Here is a 23,145-nt window from a genome sequence, read left to right as displayed (position 1 = left end):
GCTACATCAGCATGGGGTCGATGTCGCAGTCACCGCGGACACCGCGGACCGCGGCCTGCGTTCCCGGGTGGGCCTCGCCGAGGACCTGGCGGTACTTCACCAGGATCGGGTCGCGGAACGGCGCTGCCTCCTCGGCCCGGCCGAGAGCGGTCAGATCCAGCCCGAGGTTATAGGACGCCACGAGAACGGTGGGGTGGTCCTCCTCCAGCACCTGCTTGCCGCGCTCGACCGCGTCCCGTCCGAGTTCGACCGCCCGGTCGAACTCACCCAACGCCGACAGATCACTCGCCAGGTTGATCGTGGCGATGACGGCGTAGGGATGATCCGGGCCGATGGTGGCACGGAAATGCTCCAGAGCGCGCTCGTCGAGGACTCGGGCCGCCGCGGGGTCACCCTGAAGCCGCAACGTCACCGCGAGGTCGGCGTTGGCCGCGAGGGTATGCGGATGGTGTTCGCCGAGACCACTGCGGTAGCGCTCGAAGGTTTCTTCTCCCAGCTTCCTCGCCGCCGCCATGTCACCTGAGTGGCGGAGATCGATCGCATGGGCGAGGGCACAGGCCATGGTGTTGGCGTGGTCGTCACCGTAGACCAGCCGGAACTTCATGAGGGCTTCCGTGGACAGAGCGAGCGCGCCCGGATGATCGCCATCTTTGCGCCTGGCCACCGAAAGCAGGAACGCGTTGCCTGCCGCATCCAGCTGGTCGTCACCGAAGCGGGCACGGAAGTTCTCCGTGAGCCTTTCCTGCTGGACCCTGGCCTGGCCGTACTCCCCCGCCTCGCGCAGGTCCACGATCAGTGAACTGTTGACGCCGAAAGTACGGACGTGGTCGCGGCCGAGGACCTCGATCCGACGGCGCAGGGTGTCCCGGTCCAGTTCCGCGGCCGCCCGGTAGGCGCCGGTCAGCCGGAGGCTGATCGCGTGCTGGTACGCGGCGTTGAGCGTCTCCGGGTCGTCTTCCCCGAACATGCGCTTGGCCTTGTGGTAGATCTCTTCGCTGAGTTTGGTCGCCGCCGCGAAGTCGCCCTGGGCCCGGAGGTCGATCGTGATGTTCCGCTGGAGGGCGAAGGTCTCCTCGTTCTCTTCACCGGACACCTGGAGGCGCAGGGCGAGAGTGCGTTGGTTGAGTTCCGAGGCTTCGGCGTACCGGCCGACCGCCCACAGATAAAGACCCAGCCTCGACGAAACTTCGAGTGTCTGCGGATGGGTGGGGCCGAGGGTGTCGGTGAACCGCTTCCGTGCTTCGAGACCGAGCCGGGTGGCTTCTTCGTGGTCGCCGTATTCGAACAGGTAGCGCATCAGGTTGATGTGGAGCTGACGCGGCCAGCTGTCGTCGCAGTCCAGCACGTTCGCCGCGTAGACGTGCGGCAGCAATTCACGGTAACGCGGCCAATGCCTGCTGGACTCGGGGTCGTTCGGGTCCAGCGCGGCGAGCAACTGATGGGCCCCATGCTGCATCCTTGCGTGAACCTGGCGGGCCATCACCCGGTTTCGCAGGACCAGCTGGACCAGACGGTGCAGCTGGAGGGTGTTGTTGCCGTGGTCGATCTTCGCGAGGCCGTACCGGTTGATGTCGCGGATGGCGCGGGCCAGCTTGATCGGATCGCGCAGCGCCGCGTCGAGCTCGGGGGAAATCGAAACCCGGCTGACTCCGGTGAGGAGGTCACGTGAAATCGGTTCAGGTGAGAAGAAGGCACAGATGTGCAGGATCTGGTGCGCCGCCGGGTTGCGGGTCTTGAGTTCCTCGAACGACACGTTCCACGCCGCGGCGACGGAAACCTCGTAATCGGGCGCCGTGGCGGTGTCGAGGATTTCCTCGACGGACTCGTCGAACAGGCGCAGGTACTCCTGCACCGGCATCCCGGTCACCGCACGCCAGGCGGCCGCCTGCTCGACGGCCAGCGGCAGATCGCCCAGCTTCTCGGCGAGCTCGTTGGCGTCGGCCGGCTCGATCTCCGGACCGCGACGGCCGAGCAGCTCGACACTTTCCTCACGTTTGAACACCGCGAGCTCCAGCGGGCGCGCGATACCGGCCCAGTCGGAGTTCCGCGAGGTGATCAGGATTTCGCCGGGACCGTTGCGCGGGAAGTACGGCAGTACGGACTCAGGGGTCTCCGCGGCGTCGAAGATCAGCAGCCAGCGCCGGAACGGCCGCCCGGTCCGGAGCGCCTCGATCACCGCGGGGACCGCGACGTTGGCCTCCGACGCGCCGGGGAGACCGAGCAGTCCCGCGAGTTCGGTGAGGCCCGCGCGGATCTGGGTGGTGTGTGCGGCGTCGATCCACCAAACGAGGTCGTAGTCCTGCAGATGCCGATAGATGTACTCGGTGGCCATCTGGGTCTTGCCGATACCACCGAGGCCGTGCAACGCCGAGGGGAGCACCGCGGTGGTACCGCTGCTCAACCGCTTGGTGAGCTGGTCGAGCAGCTCGTCACGACCGGTGAAGTTCGGGTTGCGCGGCGGGACGTTCCCGAACACCAAAGGCGGGTCATCGGGTTGGCGTTCCGGGAAGTGCCGGGATGTTTCCGACGCCGCGGGATGGACGATCCTGGTCGTCGGCTCGTTCGCTTCGGGGTCACCGAGATAAGACGAACGTCCCTGGGTCACGGCAGTCGAGGCAGGTGGACGTTCGGCCGTCTCAGGCATCTGGGGGCTCACAGTCTTGGATGTCAGTCTCGGTTCAAGGGTGGGCAGGACAGGGCTCTGCCCTTGAACGACGTTCCGCAACCGGTCCGCCCGGGACAGATAAGGCCCGGACAGCGCGCGCATCAGCACACTTTCCAGTTCGACGTCAGACGAGGACTCATGAGTGAGCACTGGATCCGGCGTGTTGTGCGGGTCGGCAAGTGCGTCTCGGAGGTGACCGAGCAGCGGAATCCTTCGACCTAGGTGATTGGCCGCCACTCGGACGACACTGGCCGTTTCCGACCTTCGCGCGCCACTGAGCAACATTTCCCGGACTGCCTCGGGAAATGCGAAAAGGCCACCTGTGTCCCAAGTGGTCTTCCCTTCCCTAAGGCCGGGAGCGTACAGGATGCCTGAAAGCAAAAGTTCCAGGAGGTGCTCCAGTCTTGCTTCCGGCACGAACCGTTGTCCCACCAGCTTCGCCACGTCGAGACGGACCGGTACCGCCGCGAGCAACTGCGCCAAGCGTAGCGCCGGCGGAGACGCAACACTGCGAAATCTATGCACTCTTTCGGCGGGTGACAAAGTTACCGGCCGGTCACCGGAATCGGAGCGAGAAATCCGTTCAGTCGTGAGTACTACCGTTCCTTCGACACCGGCGGCGTTTTCGCCGGTCATCAGTCCGGCCCACCATCCGAGTGCCCTCGGCCGCAGTTCGAGGACCGGCACCGGCACGGTGTCCCGAGGGATTTTCGACTCGGGCTCGAGCCACGCGTCCGCGAGGTCGCAAGTCCAGCGACCGTTGGGGGCCAACGCGTTCGGGACCCTCAGCCGGGCCTTCTGCGGGCTCATTCCGCAGCGTCCCCACAGCCATTGAGGAAGCAGATGCACGATGCTCACCGGCATCGTCCGGCCCCAGCGCGCCAGTATCGGATAGAGCGCGTCCTTCTTCTGCCACGCGTCCCCGACACCGTCGGTCACCAGCAGTACCGCACGCCGTCCCGACGAATCCAGAATCTCGTTCGGGTCCCGCGCCGGCGCTCCCGCCGTGCCACCTCGAAGAACGAGATCCTCCTGATCGTCGTCCTTCGCGGTTTCCAACAGCCGGACCTGAATGGTACGGAAAGCACCCACTTGACGGAGCAATTCGACAAACGCGGACACCTTTGGCCGCCACAAGGCCATCGACGGACCGTTGTCGAGGACGAGCGTCAGATCCAGCCAGCGCTCATTTCTCGACCGGGTGACAGGCCACCACCGTCCGGTCTCCGCGGCCCGGACGGCGGTCGCCACTTCGTCCAGGACCACATTGTTGTGTCGCAGCGAGGGAGTCTCCCGTTTCAGCTTTCTCAGTACGCGGAAGTACTCCAGTGATTCCAGGAGTACCGCCCCGCCCGGTCCCGAGCCTTCCACCGCGGGTTCGGGCAGTTCGCCGGGAACGGCGTCGATCTCGACGACCCGGCCATCACCATCACTCGACGGAGTGGCACCGGGAATCTGAGACAGCCTGGGCTCAGGAGGCGGAGGGATTTCCCCGCGTTCCGAGGGCGCGTTGCGGATCCGCACCTCATCGGACGCCGGCTTCGGCTCCTTGTCGGGAGTGACCTCGTCGCCGGTACGCCTCGGCGTGATGGCCGCGGCCAGCCACACGATGTCCGCGACATCGGTCCAGTCCAGATCCTTGAACTCGAACCGTTTGACTCCCTGGGGAGTGCCCGGCCTCCGCTGCTCCGTCACCGGGACGGAGCGCGAGTCGGACACACCGCCCGGCCTGCCCATGTCACCGCACCGTCAGTCGTTGCCAGAGAGCGTCCACCAGCCGCGGCCACGCCTCCTGATCCGGCTGGTACGCACCCGACGTCGCGAGATAGACGGCGTCGAGCAGCCTGTCGGTGGGCAGACCGCCTTCCGCCTTGCTCCGTTCGGCGAACTCGCGGATGAGCCTGTCCCTGTGTTCGCCGTTCTCCGCGACCAGATGGCTGGCGACGATCGCCGCGAGCTGGTCGTGATCGGGGTTCTCGATCCGCAGTTGCAGGCACCGGCGCAGGAACGCGGGCGGGAACTCCCGCTCTCCGTTGCTGCTCATGATGATGATCGGAAAGGCATGGCAGGCGATCCGGCCGTCACGGACGACGGCGGTGCGCTGCGGGTCTGCGGTGTGCACGGTGACTTCGGGATGCCGGTTGCGCACCCGGGCCAGTTCCTCGATCGAGAATTCACCGTCTTCGAAGATCGACAGCAGATCGTTGGGCAGATCCGCCTCGGATTTGTCCAGCTCGTCGATCAGCAGCACCCGCGGCAACCGGCCGGGCAGGAACGCGGTCCCCAGCGGGCCGAGCCGGACGAAATCACCGATCGGGGGTTCTTCGGCCTCGCCACCGAGCTGGGCCTGACTGGTCGCCGCGGCCTGGACCCGGCCGATCGCGTCGTAGCCGTACAGCCCGGAACTCAACGCGGTATGACTGGTGATCGCCCAGCGCAGCACCCGGCCGAGGCCGAGTTCCCTGGCGATCCGGTAGGCGAGGCTGGACTTCCCGGTCCCCGGATTCCCGGTGACCAGCAACGGACGCCGCAGATAAAGGGCGGCGTTCACCATGTTCAGCTCGCCCGCGTCGGTGTCCTGCTCGGAAAGCGTGAACGCGGTACCGAGACGGCGCTCCACCTCACCGTCGTCCGGCGGCGGCACCTCGTTCTCCGGCGGCGGATCCCCGCGATAGGAACGCCACGGCGGCGGCGCGGGCAGCAACTGCGCGAGATCGATGTCGTGGATCGGCCTGCCGGTCCCCCGGTAAATCCACCAATCGGGTGCGTCTGGCCGGGACGTCCGCCCGTTCACGGTCGCGTCTTGATCGTTCGCGCTCATCCGCGGCATCCCCTTACTGTCGACTCGGGATCAACGGCTGGTCTAGAACGATTACGCGTTTCGGGTCGTCCCACATTACCACCAGATCGTGAGCCAGAGAATTCTTGAACGGTACGGCCATACCGGAATTCGCCAGTTTGCGGCGATCCGGAAGTTTGATAAAACCGTCGTCCGCGGCCAATACCCAGTCGAGCAACTCGCGCAGGGTCTCCGGCTCGGCGTCCGGATGCCACAGCACCACCGGCAATCCACTGCGGAGGGCGGCCGTCAGTTCGTCCGGTACGGCCCCCGGTTCCGGCTGCAGCGACGGCGGTTTCGTCAAAACCAGCCCGACCCAGTGATCGTCGCTCAGTACCGCGTCGATCGGGTGCCCCTCGAACTCCTCGCAACCGGAATAGTGCAGCCGGTCGGCGGTGGGATCCTTCACCATCGAGTCCCAGCGAACGTTCCATGCGCGATGCCAATGCCTCGCCCGCATCCTCTCCAAAGACCGAATTCCCAGCCGATACCCGTACCGCAACGGCTGGGGCTGGCCCGTCCCATGTTCCTTGGCCCACCGCTGCACCGGCAAATTGATCAACGTCCTCGGCAGCAGGAATTCCACGGACGCGGAGACGCTCTGACCGGACCAGACTCCCTCAGTCTCCAGGATGACGTCATCGACCCTGTACTCGACCTCGTCTATCCCGATTTCCCGCACTCCGCCCAGCGCGGGTGGCCACACTTCCGGGTCGTCTTGACGCCAGAACGCGAGAGTGCAGCGTGTGGGGTCGGCGGAAATCGGTTCGATCATGATCACCAAGTAGAGATGGGGGCGCTCGGGAATCGGCGGCCTGTTCTGCCGCTGATGCGCGATGGCCGGGCCGATCCGCAGCGCCCGGGCATGGTCGGCGATCCAGTTCCCGAGGACGGCGCCCGGCTCGCCTTCCATGTTTTCCGCGAGCAGGGCCAGAAACGTCACCGCGGGCGGGATCCCGTCCGGGCCGGCGTTGAAATCGGTGAGCAGGTGAAAGGCGTCCCACGCGTCGGTGACGCCGTCCAGCGGCGGCAGCGCCACGGCGGGCCCGAGCGCCCGGGCCACCATGACCGGCAGGCGAGGGACTTCCATCCGGGTCAGCCGTCGATGCAGCGTCGCCAGGTCCTTGCGGGGGATCAACTCCAGAACCGCGTTGTTCAGGTCGGCCAGGAACAGGTCTTCGGCGGCCTCGGCCGCGAGAGATGCCGGTTTCGTGGCGGGCGTGGTGAGTTCGCCGTGTAACCGTAAATAAGCCATTCCGGTGAATGTCTTCACCGAAACCGGTATCGGACTGTACAACTCGGGCAACAGGCCGGGGTCCTGCGCGATGACATCGGCGAAGAAGCGCTGCGACGAGATGAACGCGATCATCCGGTCGGATTCCGCGAACGCCTCCTTCGCGAGCTGCGCGTCCAAGATCCGGAAAGCGGTGTCGACCGCGTCGCCGACCCACCCGTTTCCGTCGTTCAGCACCTCACCGGAGTTGAGACTCACCCGCAGCCGGATCTGCGCCTGCGGGGTCCGCGTGTGGTTGTACCGGCGGAGGGCGACCGCGATCCTATCCGGCAAGCGGTCGGCGACAAGGCTTTTGGTCGTGCCGGGCGGCAACAGGATCAGCGCGCCGTCGCCGCGGTCCTCGCTCACGCAGGAATCGAAGTCGACGTCACTTTCGGCGAAAGCGATCCGCAGCACCTCGTACATGCCCCGGCGCACGGCGAGCCGATCGAGGGGGTTCCGTTCCGGAGCGGTGAAGCCCGCGACGTCCACCACGACGATCGTGCGGTCGAGAGCCTGCGTCGGTTGCGCCACTGGCCCCCTCCCAAGGTCCACGGCGCCGACCCGTCGGCGCCGACCGCCACATTATCGCGTCAATCGGCCCGGGGTTGAGTGTCAATTGACAAATATGTTCTCCCGTTTCCGTGCTGGTGATTTGCCCACCGAAAACGAAGCCCTCCCCGACCGCGCCGGGGAGGGCTCCGCTTTCACCGGGGGTCAGACGCCGGCGACCTGCTGGATCCAGCTGCGGTAACGGGTGATGTTGGTGTAGGCGGTGTTGTTCGACCGGTCACTGGTCGAGGCGACACCGACCTGGCGGCCGCCGGAGAACATCGGACCGCCCGAGTCACCGCCGGCGGTGATGCCGTCGACGCGGTTCGCGCACACCGCGACACCGCCGTTGTAGTCACTGCAGTTGACCGAGTTGACCCGGACGGTGGCGACCTTCAGGTACCGGGACTGGCAGTTGATCTCGGAACCGCACTGGCTGGTCGCGCCCCAGCCGTAGACCTGGACGTTCTGGCCGACCGCGACGTTGCTCGTGGTGCCCAGCGGCGCGTAGGTGGCGTTGACCGAGCTGGTCAGCCGGACGATGGCGAGGTCCGCACCCGAGTGGCGGGTGATGCTGGCCGCGGTGGCCATGGTGCCGCCGCTCTGCTGGTCGAGGCTGCCGATCCGGAAGGTGTAGCTGCCACTGCTGGCGACGCAGTGCTTCGCGGTGAGGATGTACTGCGGCGCGATGATCGTCGCGCTGCAGTTCTGCTGGCCGTTCACGAACAGCCGGGCCGCCCAAGGACCGCTCTGCGCGTACTGGCCACCGATGATCATCGGCTGCGCGCCGGAGGGCTCGGCGGCGGTCGCGGCGGGGGCAATCGAACCGAGCAGCGCCATGAAGGCGGTGCCGGCGAGCAGGGCGAGGGAGCGCAGTCGCATGTTCCGACTCATTTCTGCGACCGGATACCGGCCGCGTCCGTGGGGACTTACGCGCTGATTCTGTGTCGTGCCAAGGGAAGCCGGAAACCGACGAAAGTTCGCGTGGGCTACCTATTTATTACTATGACGGCCGCCGGTGATTTTTGAGTATCCGGCGAAGATCATTAGGTATGCGTTCACTCGTCGAGCAGTCGCCAAGCGGTGAGGGCGAGCCTGGCCCGGGTCAGGCCGGCGGGTTCGTGCAGTGCGATGGCGAGGCTCTTCCCGATCTGTGTGAGCCGTCGAGCGACGCTGCTGTGGTGCAGGTGCAGCGAGTCGGCGGCCTGGCGCACGGAACCGGTGGCGCAGTAGGCGTCCAGCGTCCGCAGGTCCTCCGGATCCGCCGACAGGGCGGTGATCGCGACGACGTCGGCGTTGGCCCGGGTGTCCTCCGCCGGGATCCGCGCGAGCAGCGCCAGCGCTCCGAGATCGTCGTAGTGGATCACCGGCTGCCGAACGGTCGTGAACCGAAGTGCGGTCCTGGCGTCCTGCCACGACCGGTGCGGGCACTCGGTGGCGCCGATCCCGGCCCGCACGCCTTCCGGGATCCGGGCCGGATCCACCGCGGTGGCCAGGATGATGCCCACGTCCGTGAGCGGCGCCGCCTTGACCGGCCGGGCCGGGCAGATCAGGCCGCCGATCTTCTCCAGCGGGATCCCCGAGCGGACGGCGACCACCCTGATCGGCGTCTCGGCGGGGAAACCCAGCAAGCGCAGTGCCCGGTTCCTGGCGGCGTCGTCGCTGGCGGCGCTGATCACGAGTTCCACCAGTGCCGGATCGGCCATCGTGGTGCGCGCCGGTCCGTACCGTTCGACGACCGTCGCCACGGCGATCGCGAGCCGGTCCAGCACGGCTTCGTCGAGGGCGCCGGGGTCCCCGTCGCGTTCCAGCCACGCCGAGCCGATCTCTTCCTCGTCGAGGGTGATCGCCGCCGTGGTGGACGCGGACGCGAGCGGGGTGGCGGGTTCGCGGCCGTCGGGCGCCATGCGGATCGTGCGCCCCGTGCCGTGGAGCCGGATACCCGCCGGGCATTCCGCCAACCCCGCCGTGGCGCGGGCGAGCGCGGGGAGGTCGACCCGCCGCCGCATCAGCGTGTCGTAGAACATCACGACCCGGATCACGCCTTCGACGTCGGGATCCAGATGTGACAACCGCGCGGCGAGTGCCTCCATGTTCGCGAGCGTACGCGGCGATCGTCGCGCGCCGGAGCGCTTACGCGCGACGCTTGGCGGGCGACCTCCGGACCGGGCGACCGGCAGGATCGTCGTCATGGATCCCGAACTGGAAGCCTTCATCGCCCTGTTCCCCGTGTCGACCCTGGACGACCCGATCGCCGAACGCGAGACTTTCGCCAAGCTGGCCACGTCGGTGCCGCGGCCGGACACCTCCGCGATGACGGTCGAGGACCGGACGGTGCCCGGCGAGCCGGACGTCGCGATCCGCGTCTATCGCCCGCACGAGGCGCAAGGTGCCGTGGTCTGGCTGCACGGCGGCGGGTGGGTCATGGGCAACCTGGACACCGAACACCCGTGGGCCGCGCGGCTCGCCGAAGCTTCCGGGGCGGTGGTGATCTCGGTGAACTATCGCCTGGCTCCCGAGAACCCTTTCCCCGCCGCGCTCGACGACGCCTACACGGTCCTCGAGTGGACGGCGGAGAACGCGGCGGACCTCGGCGTCACCCCGGACCGGATCGCGATCGGCGGGCACAGCGCGGGCGGCGGTCTCGCGGCGGCCACGGCCTTGCGGGCCCGTGACGAACACGGGCCGCGGATCCGGTTCCAGCTGCTCAACCAGCCGGGGCTCGACGACCGGCAGGAGACCTGGTCGGCGCGGACCTTCACCGACACGCCTTGGGTGAACCGCGCCAGGGTCACCGCGATGTGGCACTACTACCTCGCGGGACGGCCCGCCCCTTCGTACTACGCCGCCCCCGCGCGGGCCACCGACCTCTCCGGCCTGCCACCTGCCTATGTGGCCACCGCGGAACTCTGCCCCAACCGCGACGAGGACATCGACTACGCGGTCCGCCTGCTGCAGGCCGGGGTCTCGGTCGAACTGCACCAATGGCCCGGCACCTTCCACGGATCGCAAGCGATCCTGTCCGCCGAGGTGTCGCGCCGCCAGATCACCGAACTGGGCGACGCCCTGCGCCGGGCGCTGCAAATCGCTTGACCCGGCCACGGGGCGGCGATGCACTGTGCCGATGAAGATCCGCGCCACCACCGACGAGGACCGCGACGCCTTCCTCGCCACCATGTTCGCCATTTTCGCGGAGTTCCCGGAAAACTGGGGCAAGATCTGGTCCGCGCTCGAACTGGACCGCGGCATACTCGCCGAGACGGAGGACGGGCGGCCCGTCGGCACGGCGGCCGCGTACTCGTTCGAGCTCACCCTCCCCGGTCAGGTCGTCGTCCCGGCCGCCGGGGTGACCGCCGTCGGCGTCCTGCCCACGCACCGGCGCCGGGGTGTGCTCACGGCGATGATGCGGCATCAGCTCGCCGATTTCCGGGCGCGGGGCGAAATCCTCTCCGTCCTGCTGGCCTCGGAGGCCCTGATCTACCGCAGGTTCGGCTACGGACCCGCGACCTACACCCACCGGCTGACGGTGCCGCGCCGCCAGGCCGCCTTCGCCGCGGGTGGTACGGCGCCCGGTGCGATCGAGGTGCTGCGTCGTGCCGACTGCGGCGAGATCCTGGAAGAGGTCTACGACCGGTACCGCCGCACCCGCCCCGGCGCGCTGTCGCGACCGCACCGCTTGTGGGCCGCCGGGGCGGGACAGCCCCCGATCTCCGCGACACCGCGCTACGTCGCCGTCCACCGTGACGCCGAAGGTGTCCCGGACGGGTACGCCAGCTATTGGCGGAGCGAGCGCGGCACCTTCACGGTCGACGAAACCATCGCCGCCGACGACGAGGTCTCCACGGCCTTGGCCCGGTTCTTGCTCGAACACGACCTGGTCACCCAGGTCGTGTTCAAGCACTGCCCGCCCGACCACCCGCTGCGCTGGCAGCTCGAGGACTTCCGTGCCGGGGAGGTCGGCGACGACACCGACTGGCTCTGGGTGCGATTGCTGGACATCCCCCGCGCGCTCACCGCACGCGGCTGGTTCGCCGACGGCGAGCTCGTCCTCGACGTCGACGACCCGGCGCTCGGCGAACACGGCCGCTACCTGCTGACCGTCCGGGACGGCGAAGCCACCTGCGTCCCGACGGACCGGGAACCCGACCTGTCCCTGGACGCGAGCGACCTCGGTTCGCTCTACCTCGGCGGCACCGCCCCGAGCAAGCTCATCCGCGCCGGGCGCGTCCGGGCGCGCCACGCGGAAGTGGGCGCACTGGCCGACGCGTTGTTCCGCGCCGAACGTTCCCCGCACTGCCTGCACTGGTTCTGACCGGTGACGGCGCCAGACGTGTTTCACAGTGAGGAGAAGGGCGAACGCGTCTTGTTCGCGAGTGGGCCAGGGTGGTCGTGAGTGGCAATGCGCCTGAATCGGACGCCTGCATCGCGAAAAGCGTCCCTTTAGGACAGTCAAGAGCTCCAGGTCTCCCAGGCGGGCCCTTCGCCGTGGGTGAGGGGTGTGTGGAAATAGGGACATCCAACGTCCCTATTTCCACACACCCCGCCATGATCGGACCGGTCACGCGGGACTGTGTGGATTTCGGGACATCCAACGTCCCGAAATCCACACAGTCGGCGTCGCGGATCCGTCGACGATTACCGAGTCAGGGCGGGCTCCCATGAGTGGCAATGCGGGTTCCAACCCTCTTTACCACCTAGCTCCTGGCCCGGCGGGTGCCGACCGTGAAGAGCAGCGACGCCGCGGTCAGCACCACGCCGAACCACACTACGCCGGTGATCCCGGCGTTGTCCGCCAGCAGTCCGGCGAACAACGCGCCGAGCGCGATGGAAGTGTTGTACGCCAAGGTGTTCAACGACATCGCGGCCTCGAACGTTTCCGGGGCGGAATTCCGCGTCATGGTGAGCTGGCTCAATTGCACGACACCGTAGGACAAACCCCAGAGCGCCAGCGCGATCATCACCCCGACCGGTCCGTTGCCGATGGTGAGCAGCAACACCAGCGACACCACGAGCGAGACCGCACCGACCGTGAAGCTCGCGAACACGTTCCTCGCCACGAAATACCCGGCGACGAAGTTCCCCGCCGCTCCCCCGGCGCCGAAGACGATCAGGCACACCGTGATGAAGGTGGGCGACGCCGAGGAAGTGCCTTCCAGGAAGGGACGGATGAAGGTGTAGACGCCGAAATGCCCGAGGACGAACAGCACCACGGTGATCAGGACCGAGCGCAGGCGCACGTTCACCCGCGGCAGGCCGAAGACCTCCCGTACCGAAACCGCGTTCGCCGACGGCAGCGACGGGACCAGTACGACGACGGCGAGGAACACCAGGACACTGAGCCCGCTCCAGATCAGGAACGTGGTCTGCCAGCTGGTGAGGCTTTCCAGGATGGTGCCCAGCGGCATGCCCAGCACCGTGGCGATCGAGATACCGGACATCACCACCGCCGCCGCCCGGTTCGCGTGGCGGTCCGGGACGATCCGCATCGCCATGCCGACGCCGATGGCCCAGAACGCCCCGTTGGCGAAGCCCATGACGAGCCGTGTCGCCAGTACCAGCGGATAACTCGGCGCGAGCGCGGTGATCAGGTTGCCGACGGCCAGGATCGCGAGCAAGGTGGAGAGCAGGACGCGCCGGTTGATCCGCCGCGTCCACGCGACGATGAACGGCACGCCGAGCCCGGCCGAGACGCCGTAGAGCGTGACCATCAGGCCGGCGACGCCCACCGAGATGCCCAGGCTGGAACTCACCGGCGTGAGCAGGCCGACGGGCATCAGTTCGGTGGTGAGGAAGACGAACAGGCTGGCGGTGATCGCGGCGACCCCGGCCCAGCCCTTCAGGGTCGAATGCGCACTTTCGGTTCGGGTGACCATTTTCTCTCTCGATTCACGAGCATGATGAAGAAACCCCTGCGGGACCGGCGATTCCGGCCGCGGGGTGCTTCATCCCCAGAAGATCGGCGGCACACGGGACGACCCCGCACACCTCTTAGCGCTAAGCTATTTGATGCTTAGCGCTAAGTCAAACGGTCGCGAGGGTCAGTCCTCCAGGGCGACGTCTCCCAGTGACTGCAACAGGTTTCGCAGCAGGACGGCCAGCTGGTCCCGCTCCTCGGGGCTGACCGCGCTCAGGAGCCGATGCTCCGTGTCGACGTGATCGGGAAGTGCCCGGTCGATGAGTTCGCGCCCCTCTGCGGTCAGATCCACCAGGACGCGGCGGCCGTTCGTCTCGTCGGGCGCGCGGACCACGAGGCCGCGTTCCTCGAGGCGGTCGAGCCGCTGGGTGACCGCGCCGGAGGTGATCATCGCCGAGCGCATCAGGTCGGCCGGGGTCAGCGTGCCGCCGCGGCGCAAGGTGGCCAGCACGTCGAACGAGGACCGGTCGAGGTCGTGCCGCGCGAACGTCTTGCGCAGTTCACCGTCCAGCACCCGGGTCAACCTGGACAGCCGCCCGATGACGGCCATCGGGGAGACGTCCAGGTCGGGACGGGCTTCCGCCCACTGGCTGAGAATGTGGTCAACGTGATCCGGCACGCCCGGAGATTACCCCGGTCTCAGAGCGCGGACGTTCGTTGACACCCCGTAGCGCCGCTGCTCTACTCGGACGCATGGAAGGCACTCTCTGTCCGGCCTGAAGCAGTTTCCGCGTTCACTCTGAGAATCACCCGGAATTCCGGGCGCTCCGCCCTGCCCGGAATTCCCGTTCGCCCTCGCACAGAACGGAATTCATCCATGACCACGACCGAGAACCGGGTCCGGTCCACCACCGAATGGCTGGCCGCCGCGAAGGAGGTCGCCGACCGGCTCGCGGTGGACGCGGCCGAGCGCGACCGCGAAAACGGAACTCCCCATGCGGAAGTCCAGTTGCTCAAGGATTCCGGGCTGGTGACGCTGCTCGGCCCGGTCGAGCACGGCGGTGGCGGCCAGAGCTGGGAGACCGCCTATCGCGTGACCCGCGAGGTCGCGCGCGGCGACGGCTCGATCGGGCAACTGCTCGGTTATCACTATCTTTGGGCCTGGGCCGCACGGCTTGTGGCGACCGACGAACAGGTCGCCGCGGTCGAAGAACTGTATACGCGGAACAATTTCGTCTTCGGCGGCGCAGTCAACCCGCGCGATTCCGACCTGAAGATCACCGAGGACGGCGACGAGATCGTCTACAACGGACACAAGTCGTTCTCCACCGGCAGCAAGGTCTCCGATCTGACCGTGCTGGAAGGCGTCCTCGAAGGCACCGAGGACCACATCTTCGCCATCGTTCCGTCCGCACAGGACGGGATCGTCTTCCACGACGACTGGGACAACATCGGCCAGCGGCTCACGGAGTCGGGCAGCGTGACCATCACCGACGTGCGCGTTCCGTGGGCGAGCGCGGCGGGTTACGTCGACAAGAAGTTCCACCCGCTGACCTACAACACGCTCAACGTCCCGGCGATCCAGCTGGTGTTCGCCAACTTCTACCTCGGCATCGCCCAAGGCGCGCTGGAAACCGCGCTGGCGTACACCCGCGAGCACACCCGCGCGTGGCCGTACGGCGGTGACAACAAGGCCTCTTCCGGTGAGGAGTGGTACATCCTCGACGGTTACGGCGATCTCCAGTCGAAACTGTGGGCCGCCGAGGCGCTGGTGGACAAGGCCGGGGCGGCGATCTCGGCCGTATTGCACGCGCCGCGCGAAGATCTCACGCCCGAAGCGCGCGGTGAGGTCGCGGTCCTCATCGCCGCCGCCAAGCAGCGCGTGATCGACACCGGACTCGAAATCGGCACGAAGGTCTTCGAGCTGACCGGCGCCCGGGCGAGCGCCACGAAATTCGGCCTCGACCGGTTCTGGCGGAACCTGCGCACGCACTCGCTCCACGACCCGGTGGCCTACAAACGCCGCGAGGTCGGTGCGTACGCGCTGTTGAACGAACTTCCGGAACCCACCTGGTACACCTGATCGACCCGTTCGCGGTGGTCCGGGCACCCACTGCCCGGACCACCCCCTTACCGATCGTCCCGCGCGACGGCGTAGGTGAGCAGCAGCGCACCCGAGGCGAATCGGCGTTCGTCGACGAGCGTGAGCGTCTTCTTCGAGTACTCACCGTCGAACAGGCGTGTCCCGCCGCCGAGGAGCACCGGGTTCACCACGAGCCGCACTTCGTCGAGCAGCCCGAGCCGGGCGGCGAACGTCGCGGCCCCTCCCCCGGCGAACAGTGCGACGTCACCCTCGAGATCAGCGAGGGCCGAGGCGTCTTCGAGCAGGTGGGAGTTGTGCCAGGTGGTGGCCCGGAGGGTGCGCGACAGGACGTACTTCGGCAGCTCGTGCATCCGGCGCCGCTGGGTCGCCGAGACCTCGTCGCCCGCGGTCGGCCAGTAGGCGGCGAGTTCCTCGTAGGCCTTGCGGCCGAAGACCATGCCGTCGAGCGACTCCAGCAGCTCGTCGATATGCCGCTGTAACTCGTCGTCGGCGAAGTGCCAGTCGATGTCCCCCGCGGCGTCGGCGATGTAGCCGTCGAGCGACACGTTGACGTGCAGGAAGAGACGTCCCATGAGAACTCCCGATTTCTTGAACGATTGAACAAGAAGTCAACGTACACTTCTTGAACGAGCTGTCAAGAAGTCGTAGGATGGCGGCATGCCACGCACGGGAAGGCCACGGTCCTTCGACGAGGACGAAGTGATCGGAGGAGCTCTCGACGTCTTCTGGCGGCGGGGGTACGCGGCGACGTCACTGCGGGATCTCAAGGAGGAACTCGGCGTCCTGCCGGGAAGCCTGTACGCCGCGTACGGCGACAAGCACACGCTTTTCCTCCGGGCACTGGAGCGCTACGCGGGCGGAGCCGGGGATCAGGCGGCCGCTCTCGCCGAAGGTCCTGTTCTCGCCCACCTTCGCGAGCTTCTGCTCAGCGTCCTTAAAGCTGCGAAGGAGAACCCGGGACGCGGGTGCCTGCTGGGCAACACCGCCGCCGAACTGCTGCCCGCCGACGAAGCGGCGGGGAAAGTGGTCCACAGTGGATTCGAGGCACTGGAAACCGGTATCGCGCAAGGACTCGAAGCCGCTCAGCGATCCGGGGAGGTCCGCGCCGATCTCGACTGCGGGGCGCAGGCGCGCCTCCTGCTCGTCGTCATGCAGGGATTACACGTGGTGGCCAGGGCGGAGGCGGATCCGCGCCGGCTCACCGACGCGGTCGACGCCGCCTTGGCTCCTTTGACCGCGAAGTGACCCCTGGGCACGCCGGAACCGGCGTGCCCAGGAGCCGGATCACTCCTCGAAGCCCTCGTCGCCGCCGTCGAAGACGTCTTCCATGACTTCGCCGAGGATCATGCCGCCGACCACACCGGCCGCGGCACCGGCGACCACGCCGCCCATGCCCATGCCACGCCTGCCGTGCCCGCCGTGGTGGTCGTAATCGTGGTCGTGGCCGTGGTGGCCCTGGTGACCGCCGAACATGGCGTGCCCGCCGCCGGACTCGGCGACCTTGGCCAGCCAGCCGTCGATCGCCGCGGCCCAGTCTGTGCGCAGGGCTTCCTCGTGCGAGACGTGGAAGCGGCCGAAGGTGTCACCGCCGGAGCGGAACATGCCGCCGCGTTTGTCGGCCTCCAGGATCACCACCAGCTCGCTCGGGCTCGCGACGAAGGTCAGCTCCACCTGACTGACGCGGCCCGCGTAGCGCGACGGCGGGAAGAACTCGATCTCCTGGAAGAACCCGAGTTCCTGCCGGACGCCGTGCAGGCGCCCGGCTTCGACGTCGGCGCTGCGGAAGGAGAAGCCCAGCTCGCCGAACGCCTCCAGCACCCGGTCCTGCGACTCCAGCGGCCCGACCAGCAGCGGGTCGAGGTCGCCCTTGTCCGGCGCCCCGGCGATGACGAGCTCGGTCCGCACGCCGACGACCATGCCCGGCAGCTCACGACCGCCGACCGCGCTGACCGGCGTCTCCCACGGCAGGGCGATCTGGAACGGCACGGTGGTCAGCTGCCCCGCCGTCACCTTCACCTTCCGGCCCGCGCTGACCCGCAGGAACTCCGCGGTCCCGGCGCGCTCGTGGTCGCCGTGCTCGACCTCGACCCTGGTCACCAGCGAAAGCAGGATCTCTTCGATCTGGGCGTCACTCGAACCGCCCTGGATGCGGACCTGGCCGGTGATCACCTCGCCGGGAACGGCGTGCGGTGAGTCGAGCACGGTGTCGACGGACGGGCCGCCGACCCCGAAGGCGCTGAGCATCCGTTTGAACATCAGGGATTTCCTCCGCTGGTTTACTGGAAACTGGGGTGCCGCGAAAGCGAACACTTCGACTACTACCGAGATCCGCCGCGGCACGCCAGGCAAACCGGGTTAAAACCTCTAAACGGGCGCGGCGTCACTACTTTCTCAGATCGGCCTGGCGCACGTCGTGCAGGTGGATGACGACGTCGTAGGAACGCCCGAGCGAGATGGCCGCGGGGTCGACGGGGAACTGCGTGCCGATCGTGCGGGTGGGCCGGGCGGTGTCCAGCCAGGCACGGGCGGCGGGCGGCGCGGTGCGGACGTCGAGGTAGAAGTCGTCGAACCGGACCTTGTCGAGGGCGTTCTCGTTCGAGCCGGACGGCGCGGCGGGCACGGAGAACCGCTTCCAGTCGCCGCCGACCGCCGTGTCCTTGGACAGGAAGGAGCCCCGGTCGAAGCTGAAACCGATCGGCAGGTAGTCCCGGCCCAGCGTTTCGCGCAGGAAGGCGCCCTGGGTCTTCGGGTACAGCCCCGGGTTGTCGGTGACGTACGAGACGTGGCCGTTGTGCGCCGACAGCAGGATCTTGTGCCCGGTCCGCTTCTGCCACCAGGCGACGTTCTGCGCCATCGCCTTGTCACGCAGGATCTGCGCGGTGGGCAGCGACTTCGGGTCCGTGAGGTCGACGGCGAGGAACCGGGCGGTCTGCGCGACGAACCGGGCGTGCTGCTCGGTCCAGTCGTAGGCGTCCGCGCCCGTCAGGCTCTTGACCAGCTCGAAGGCCTGCTCCGCCTTGGTGGCGAGCCGTTGCCGCTCGTCGAGGGGTTTGCGGAGGTAGACGAAGGCGTCGTCGATCGGGCGCAGTCCCGCGTACAGCTCGTTGAGCCGGGGCAGCGCCTTCGGGTGATGCCTGCCCACGTAGTCGGTGATCTTGGCGAAGAACGCGTCGTTCACCGACGGTGCGCCGAGGTCGTCGCCGACGAAGTGCACGGTGCGGCCGGGGTGGGCGCGGTTGTAGTCGCGCATCCACCGGATCAGGCTCACGAACTCTTCGCGGTCCCAAGGGGAACCGGTCAGCGTCCGCTTGGCGATCTCCCGGGCGTCGCCCCTGCCGGTCTGGACGTACTCGTCGATCTCGAGGCCGGCGGACCAGCTCAGCTCCAGCGCGAAGGCGCGGAACCCCTTCTCCTCCACCAGATGACGGAAGACCCGCTCCTTCATGGTGAAGAACTCGTGCGAGCCGTGGGTGGCCTCGCCGAGGCCGACCACCTTCGCGCCGCCGATCATCGCGCCCAGCGCCCGCAGATCGGCGGTGTTCCGGCCGGGTTCGGTCGAGCGCAGCGGATGCGCCGCCCGTTCCAGCGACCGCACCGGATCCCGCCAGGACGTGGCCGTCTCCGCCTCACTAGCGAGAGCCGGGCTCGCCAGGGGGGCGAGCACCGCCCCCGTCATCACCACCGCGGCCGCCAGCACTCCGCGTCTGCCCCAGCGCTTCTTCGTGTCTGCCATGTCTTTCGCCCCTTCACTCGATGTCGTAGGCGATCATCGCCCGCGCATCGGCGGTGGCGCGCTGTAGCAGAGCTCCGACTTCGACCGGGGGAAAACCCCACCCCACGCAAGGCGGGTGGACCCCGCCACCGGGGTGTGGGTCCCGGCGGCGGGAATCCACCCGCGTTTATCTCCCTCCGCAGCGGCTGCTCGTCACTCCGCGCGCCACAACGCGGGCGTGGACGGCGGCTCCCAGCCAGGCTGGGCCGTGTGCCCCTGCAAGCACACGTAACCGCGACCGCTGTAGGTGACCCGGGTGCCCGCGGAATAGCCGGTTCCCGGCGCCCAGGTCGTCCCGCCTGGCGGGTTGGAGGTCGAGGTGGTGGGCGGGTTCGAGGTCGTCGTGTTCGACGTGGTCGGCCGGGAGGTCGACGTCGGCGTCTGCGGCACGTTCAGCACGAAGTCGAACGAGGCCTGCTTGCCGGGCGGCTGGTCGCGCACCGTCATCAGCAGCCGGGGGTCGAAGATCGTGTCGGTGTTGTTGCGCGGCTCGTTGGGGAAGTAGAGCTGCGTGGTCAGGATCGGCCTGCCGGGCGCCTGCACCTTGACGTGGATGTGCCGCGTACGGCCGGGGTACAGACCGGGCACGATCGTGCTCAGCGAGAACGCGCCCTGGTCGTTCGTGAACTGGTGACCGCGGAAGGTGTATCCCACGTTGTCGTAGTTGCCGTTGACGTCGGCCTGCCAGAAGTCCAGCAGTGCCCGCGCGATCGGCAGGCAGCCGAGACCGAAGACGAAGCCCGAGACGGTGAGCCTCGTGCCCGGCGTGCTCCCCGTGACCAGCGAGGTGCGCTGCGGGGAGTTCGGCTTGAAATAGGGGCCTTCGGTCTGCGGGATGGTCGGGTCGTCGCCGTCGTCACAGTACGGGGTCAGCTCGGGTACCTGGCCGCTCGCGACGGTGGTGCGTGCGAGGGCGGGGCCACCGATCAGCGCGACCGGAGCCGCGACACCCGCGATGAGCGCGGCCTTCAGCACAGTCTTTCGGCTGAGCTTGTTCTCTTCGTCCATACCTGCTCCTCGTGGGGGCTTCGGGAATCACCCTCGACGGTATGGAGAAGATCAGCTCGGGACGATGGACTGGGTTGGTCAGTCGTGGTGAATCTCGGGGGCGGCGTCTCCGGTCCGGCGATAATCACCGGGGCTCAACCCCGTTTCCCGCCGGAAGAACCGGCAGAAATAGGCGGGATCCGCGAATCCGACCCGGCTGGCGACCTGACGCACGGTGAGATCCGTGCCGAGCAGGAACCGTTTCGCCTCGCGGGTCCTCGCCTCGCGCATCAATTGGGCCGCCGTCCGGCCGGTCGCCGTTTTCACCGCGTCCGTCAGATATCCCGGCGTGACCCCGATCCGTTCCGCGAGCGCGCCCACCGACCAGAGCCCGAGATCGGGCCTGCCGAGCAGCCTGGTGAATTCCGTTCCCACCGCCTGTGACCTGGCGGGCGGACGCGGATCAGCCAGTCCCGGCAGCCGTCCCGCCCGGACGATCAGCACGTGCATCAGGGCCCGCAGCACCGAATCGGTACCCTGTCCGCCACAACGGAACTCCTCGTCCAGTTCGGCGACCAGCCGTGCCGTCTCCTCGGCCGCGCGTTCGTCGAGCCGCCACGGCTGCTGGCTCAGCCTTCGCAGGGTTTCGCGGTCCGCCGGATGTTCGAGCAGGAAGTCGTCGGTGAACAACACGACGAATCCGCTGAGATCGCGGGCATCCCAATGATGTACCTGCCCCGGTGTTATGACCGCGAGTTGTGGCGGCCCCAATTCCCAGCGCGTGAAATCGACGATGTGATCACCGGTCCCGCCGGTGACGTGGACGATTTCATAGAATGTGTGCCGATGCGGGAAAGCCGCCCGCGACATCGGCCCGATCGTGTCGAAGGTGCCGACCGTGAACGGCAGGGCGTCCGGCGCGCGGACCTCCAGCCGATGCAGTGGCAATTCCCCCGCCTTCGGTTTCAGGCAGGGCGTCCTGGGCAACACCGTCGTTCCGCGCATGGACCGGTCCCTTTCACCACACTGGGGAATAAAAAGTCTAGACCAATATGTGTCCGGTGACTGCCAACGGAAGTCGCATATGACCGCCCGGTACAGTCGGATCGTCGACGCACGTCCGAAGGGTCACCACGCGATGTCTCCAGCCACGTCGCGCGGGCGGGCCCGGTGGTCGCTCGGCGCGCTCGCCGCCCTGGTGCTGGCGTGTGCCGTGGCATGGGCGACGGCGGGCGATTCGCACAGCGACCTCGAGATCTACCGCTTCGGCGTCGACACCCTGTGGAGCGGCGGGGACCTCTACGGCGCCTTGCCGCTCTCCGAGGCGGGCATCCCGCTGCTGTTCATCTATCCACCGTTCGCCGCACTGGTGCTCACCCCACTGGCCGCGGTGCCGTGGACCGGCGCGGTACTGCTGCTCTTCGCACTCGGCCTGGCCGCGCTGGGGATCACCTTCTACGCGATCACCCGCAGCCTGTGGCCGTCCGGAGACCGGCGGAAGGCGCTGCTCATCGCGTCGTTGGCCATCACCTCGGCGCTCTTCCTCGAACCGGTCCGTCAGACGCTCGGCTTCGGTCAGATCAACCTGCTGCTGATGGGACTCGTCGCTGCAGACTGTCTGCTGGCACGGGGCCGCTACCGCGGGATCGGCGTCGGCCTCGCCGCCGCCATCAAGCTGACACCGATGGCGTTCCTGCTGTTCTTCCTGGTACGCAAAGACTTCCGTGGCGCGTTGACCGCGATGGGGACGTTCGTGGCCGCCTCGGCCGTCGCGTTCGCGGTCGCCCCGGAAGCCTCCGCGCGCTACTGGTTCGGCGGATTCGCCGGCGCGTCCGGGATCAGCGGCACCTCCTTCCACACCAACCAGACCCTGCAGGCCGTGCTGGCGCGGCTCGGGGCCGACTCCGCCAAGCCGTGGTGGCTCATCGCGACCGGCGTCCTGCTCGTACTGGTGACGCTCACGATGTACCGCTCGGCCGTGGTGCCCGCGCTGCTGCTGAACGCGACGTTCGCCCTGCTCATCTCGCCGACGTCGTGGTCGCACCACTGGGTGTGGATCGCCCCGGCGCTGTTCACCACCGCGGCTTGCGCGGTGCTCCACCGCCGGAGTCACCGGCTGGCGCTGACCTTGCTCGCCGTCACGGGGATCGTCGCGACGATCTTCGTCGCGGCGCCGTTCCGGTACTTCCCCGCCTTCGACCGGCCTGGCCAGACGTGGACGACGGCCCAGCAATGGCTGGGAAACTGCTACGTCCTCGCGGGCCTGGTCTTCCTCGCCGTTTCGGCTGTACTCGCGCTGCGGAAAGGACCTCGATGCTCGACCTGACCGGCACCACGACCCTCGTCACCGGTGCCAGCGGCGGCATCGGACAGGGCATCGCCCTGCGCTTCGCCGAGGCGGGCAGCGCCGTCGCCGTGCACTACCACCGCGGTGAGACCTCGGCGCTCGCCCTCGTCGAACGCGTCGAGGCGGCCGGGGGCACCGCGGCCGCGTTCACCGCCGACCTCACCGACGACGGCGAATGCCGCCGGCTGATCGAAGCCGCGGCGGCCTGGACCGGGCGACTGGACACCCTGGTCAACAACGCCGGGGTGCAGCCGGTCGAGCCGCTGCCGGGGATGTCGGCCGAAAGCTGGCGCGCCGTCCTCGACGCGAACCTCACCAGCGCGTTCTCGTGCACGCAGGCCGCCGCCGAGGTGATGAGCGGCGGCAGCGTCGTCCACATCGCCTCGATCGAGGCGGACCGGCCCGCGCCGGGGCACGCGCACTACAGCAGCGCGAAGGCCGCTCTGGTCATGCACGCCCGCGCCGCCGCGCTCGAATACGGGCCCCGGGGCCTCCGCGTCAACGCCGTCTCTCCCGGCCTCGTCGACCGTCCCGGACTCGGCGACGCCTGGCCGGAGGGCGTCCGCCGCTGGGAGCAGGCCGCGCCGCTGGGCAGGCTGGGCACCCCCGGGGACATCGCGAACGCCTGCCTGTTCCTCGCCTCGCCACTCGCGGCGTGGATCACGGGACACAACCTGATCGTGGACGGCGGCGTGTCCGCCCATCCCACCTGGTGATCGCGGGCCGGCCGAATTCGGTTGGCACGCGCCGAC

At 68.1% G+C, this 23,145-nt stretch carries 18 protein-coding genes; 6 read left to right on the top strand and 12 right to left on the bottom strand.

The annotated features are described in order from the left end of the window. Nucleotide 1 precedes the first annotated feature (1 nt). The 5 genes from fxsT to BKN51_RS41745 all read right to left on the bottom strand — a co-directional run bounded on the left by fxsT (nt 2) and on the right by BKN51_RS41745 (nt 9,422). Complete coding sequence (gene fxsT / locus BKN51_RS41765; protein ID WP_101612800.1) at nt 2-4,402, bottom strand: FxSxx-COOH system tetratricopeptide repeat protein; 4,401 nt, start codon at nt 4,400-4,402, stop codon at nt 2-4. A gap of 1 nt (nt 4,403) precedes the next feature. Further along, nucleotides 4,404-5,486 carry an AAA family ATPase gene (locus tag BKN51_RS41760; RefSeq protein WP_101613794.1) on the bottom strand — a complete coding sequence of 361 codons (1,083 nt, stop codon included), beginning with the start codon at nt 5,484-5,486 and terminating at the stop codon, nt 4,404-4,406. A gap of 13 nt (nt 5,487-5,499) precedes the next feature. Next, the gene (locus BKN51_RS41755; protein ID WP_101612799.1) at nt 5,500-7,311 is read right to left on the bottom strand and encodes a VMAP-C domain-containing protein; all 1,812 of its coding nucleotides are present in this window, start codon (nt 7,309-7,311) and stop codon (nt 5,500-5,502) included. 183 nt (nt 7,312-7,494) lie between these two features. Further along, entirely contained in the window at nt 7,495-8,211 is a 717-nt protein-coding gene (locus BKN51_RS41750) for a S1 family peptidase (protein WP_101612798.1), read from the bottom strand. Nucleotides 8,212-8,387: 176 nt separating this feature from the next. Further along, on the bottom strand, nt 8,388-9,422 hold the full coding sequence (locus BKN51_RS41745; protein WP_101612797.1) for a PucR family transcriptional regulator: 1,035 nt from the start codon (nt 9,420-9,422) through the stop codon (nt 8,388-8,390). A gap of 97 nt (nt 9,423-9,519) precedes the next feature. Here BKN51_RS41745 and BKN51_RS41740 point away from each other — a divergent pair, with 97 nt between their 5' ends. Both BKN51_RS41740 and BKN51_RS41735 read left to right on the top strand, forming a co-directional pair. Continuing rightward, the gene (locus tag BKN51_RS41740; protein WP_101612796.1) at nt 9,520-10,422 is read left to right on the top strand and encodes an alpha/beta hydrolase; all 903 of its coding nucleotides are present in this window, start codon (nt 9,520-9,522) and stop codon (nt 10,420-10,422) included. Between the two features lie 31 nt (nt 10,423-10,453). After that, on the top strand, nt 10,454-11,641 hold the full coding sequence (locus tag BKN51_RS41735) for a GNAT family N-acetyltransferase (protein WP_101612795.1): 1,188 nt from the start codon (nt 10,454-10,456) through the stop codon (nt 11,639-11,641). A 382-nt stretch (nt 11,642-12,023) separates the two neighbouring features. On the opposite strand, the gene BKN51_RS41730 is transcribed toward BKN51_RS41735, so the two are convergent. Both BKN51_RS41730 and BKN51_RS41725 read right to left on the bottom strand, forming a co-directional pair. Beyond that, complete coding sequence (locus BKN51_RS41730) at nt 12,024-13,202, bottom strand: MFS transporter (protein WP_101612794.1); 1,179 nt, start codon at nt 13,200-13,202, stop codon at nt 12,024-12,026. A gap of 165 nt (nt 13,203-13,367) precedes the next feature. Next, nucleotides 13,368-13,862 (bottom strand): MarR family winged helix-turn-helix transcriptional regulator, encoded by a 495-nt coding sequence (locus BKN51_RS41725; protein WP_101612793.1) that lies wholly within the window; start codon nt 13,860-13,862, stop codon nt 13,368-13,370. Nucleotides 13,863-14,060: 198 nt separating this feature from the next. On the opposite strand from BKN51_RS41725, the gene BKN51_RS41720 reads away from it, so the two are divergent. Continuing rightward, nucleotides 14,061-15,266 (top strand): acyl-CoA dehydrogenase family protein, encoded by a 1,206-nt coding sequence (locus tag BKN51_RS41720; protein ID WP_101612792.1) that lies wholly within the window; start codon nt 14,061-14,063, stop codon nt 15,264-15,266. A gap of 47 nt (nt 15,267-15,313) precedes the next feature. On the opposite strand, the gene BKN51_RS41715 is transcribed toward BKN51_RS41720, so the two are convergent. Then, nucleotides 15,314-15,859, bottom strand: a complete 546-nt coding sequence (locus BKN51_RS41715) for a dihydrofolate reductase family protein (RefSeq protein WP_101612791.1) — start codon at nt 15,857-15,859, stop codon at nt 15,314-15,316. 85 nt (nt 15,860-15,944) lie between these two features. Between BKN51_RS41715 and BKN51_RS41710 the strand changes: the two genes are divergently transcribed. Continuing rightward, the gene (locus BKN51_RS41710) at nt 15,945-16,532 is read left to right on the top strand and encodes a TetR/AcrR family transcriptional regulator (protein WP_101612790.1); all 588 of its coding nucleotides are present in this window, start codon (nt 15,945-15,947) and stop codon (nt 16,530-16,532) included. Nucleotides 16,533-16,571: 39 nt separating this feature from the next. Here BKN51_RS41710 and BKN51_RS41705 read toward each other — a convergent pair whose 3' ends face one another. The 4 genes from BKN51_RS41705 to BKN51_RS41690 all read right to left on the bottom strand — a co-directional run bounded on the left by BKN51_RS41705 (nt 16,572) and on the right by BKN51_RS41690 (nt 21,051). Further along, nucleotides 16,572-17,543 (bottom strand): sporulation protein, encoded by a 972-nt coding sequence (locus tag BKN51_RS41705; protein WP_101612789.1) that lies wholly within the window; start codon nt 17,541-17,543, stop codon nt 16,572-16,574. Between the two features lie 127 nt (nt 17,544-17,670). Then, nucleotides 17,671-19,020, bottom strand: a complete 1,350-nt coding sequence (locus BKN51_RS41700; protein ID WP_101612788.1) for an erythromycin esterase family protein — start codon at nt 19,018-19,020, stop codon at nt 17,671-17,673. Between the two features lie 192 nt (nt 19,021-19,212). After that, a complete protein-coding gene (locus tag BKN51_RS41695) occupies nt 19,213-20,067 on the bottom strand; it encodes a dioxygenase family protein (RefSeq protein WP_101612787.1) in 855 nt (284 codons plus the stop codon). A 78-nt stretch (nt 20,068-20,145) separates the two neighbouring features. After that, nucleotides 20,146-21,051 carry an AraC family transcriptional regulator gene (locus BKN51_RS41690; RefSeq protein ID WP_101612786.1) on the bottom strand — a complete coding sequence of 302 codons (906 nt, stop codon included), beginning with the start codon at nt 21,049-21,051 and terminating at the stop codon, nt 20,146-20,148. 133 nt (nt 21,052-21,184) lie between these two features. Here BKN51_RS41690 and BKN51_RS41685 point away from each other — a divergent pair, with 133 nt between their 5' ends. After that, nucleotides 21,185-22,372 carry a glycosyltransferase 87 family protein gene (locus BKN51_RS41685; protein ID WP_101613792.1) on the top strand — a complete coding sequence of 396 codons (1,188 nt, stop codon included), beginning with the start codon at nt 21,185-21,187 and terminating at the stop codon, nt 22,370-22,372. Then, a complete protein-coding gene (locus BKN51_RS41680; RefSeq protein WP_101612785.1) occupies nt 22,360-23,109 on the top strand; it encodes an SDR family NAD(P)-dependent oxidoreductase in 750 nt (249 codons plus the stop codon). The genes BKN51_RS41685 and BKN51_RS41680 overlap by 13 nt, the downstream gene beginning before the upstream one ends. The last annotated feature ends 36 nt before the right edge of the window (nt 23,110-23,145 follow it).

The sequence above is a fragment of the Amycolatopsis sp. BJA-103 genome, from assembly GCF_002849735.1.
In the GTDB taxonomy this organism is placed as follows: Bacteria; Actinomycetota; Actinomycetes; order Mycobacteriales; family Pseudonocardiaceae; genus Amycolatopsis.
Note: the sequence above shows the minus strand (reverse complement) of the source record. Positions and strands in the feature narration are given on the sequence as shown.

Coding starts and splice junctions, on each gene's coding strand:
- BKN51_RS41680 (WP_101612785.1), top strand. CDS start 22,360: ATGCTCGACCTGACCGGCACCACGACCCTCGTCACCGGTGCCAGCGGC.
- BKN51_RS41690 (WP_101612786.1), bottom strand. CDS start 21,051: ATGCGCGGAACGACGGTGTTGCCCAGGACGCCCTGCCTGAAACCGAAG.
- BKN51_RS41685 (WP_101613792.1), top strand. CDS start 21,185: ATGTCTCCAGCCACGTCGCGCGGGCGGGCCCGGTGGTCGCTCGGCGCG.
- fxsT (WP_101612800.1), bottom strand. CDS start 4,402: ATGGGCAGGCCGGGCGGTGTGTCCGACTCGCGCTCCGTCCCGGTGACG.
- BKN51_RS41700 (WP_101612788.1), bottom strand. CDS start 19,020: ATGGCAGACACGAAGAAGCGCTGGGGCAGACGCGGAGTGCTGGCGGCC.
- BKN51_RS41730 (WP_101612794.1), bottom strand. CDS start 13,202: ATGGTCACCCGAACCGAAAGTGCGCATTCGACCCTGAAGGGCTGGGCC.
- BKN51_RS41710 (WP_101612790.1), top strand. CDS start 15,945: ATGCCACGCACGGGAAGGCCACGGTCCTTCGACGAGGACGAAGTGATC.
- BKN51_RS41745 (WP_101612797.1), bottom strand. CDS start 9,422: ATGGAGGCACTCGCCGCGCGGTTGTCACATCTGGATCCCGACGTCGAA.
- BKN51_RS41760 (WP_101613794.1), bottom strand. CDS start 5,486: ATGAGCGCGAACGATCAAGACGCGACCGTGAACGGGCGGACGTCCCGG.
- BKN51_RS41715 (WP_101612791.1), bottom strand. CDS start 15,859: ATGGGACGTCTCTTCCTGCACGTCAACGTGTCGCTCGACGGCTACATC.
- BKN51_RS41705 (WP_101612789.1), bottom strand. CDS start 17,543: ATGTTCAAACGGATGCTCAGCGCCTTCGGGGTCGGCGGCCCGTCCGTC.
- BKN51_RS41695 (WP_101612787.1), bottom strand. CDS start 20,067: ATGGACGAAGAGAACAAGCTCAGCCGAAAGACTGTGCTGAAGGCCGCG.
- BKN51_RS41750 (WP_101612798.1), bottom strand. CDS start 8,211: ATGCGACTGCGCTCCCTCGCCCTGCTCGCCGGCACCGCCTTCATGGCG.
- BKN51_RS41740 (WP_101612796.1), top strand. CDS start 9,520: ATGGATCCCGAACTGGAAGCCTTCATCGCCCTGTTCCCCGTGTCGACC.
- BKN51_RS41735 (WP_101612795.1), top strand. CDS start 10,454: ATGAAGATCCGCGCCACCACCGACGAGGACCGCGACGCCTTCCTCGCC.
- BKN51_RS41720 (WP_101612792.1), top strand. CDS start 14,061: ATGACCACGACCGAGAACCGGGTCCGGTCCACCACCGAATGGCTGGCC.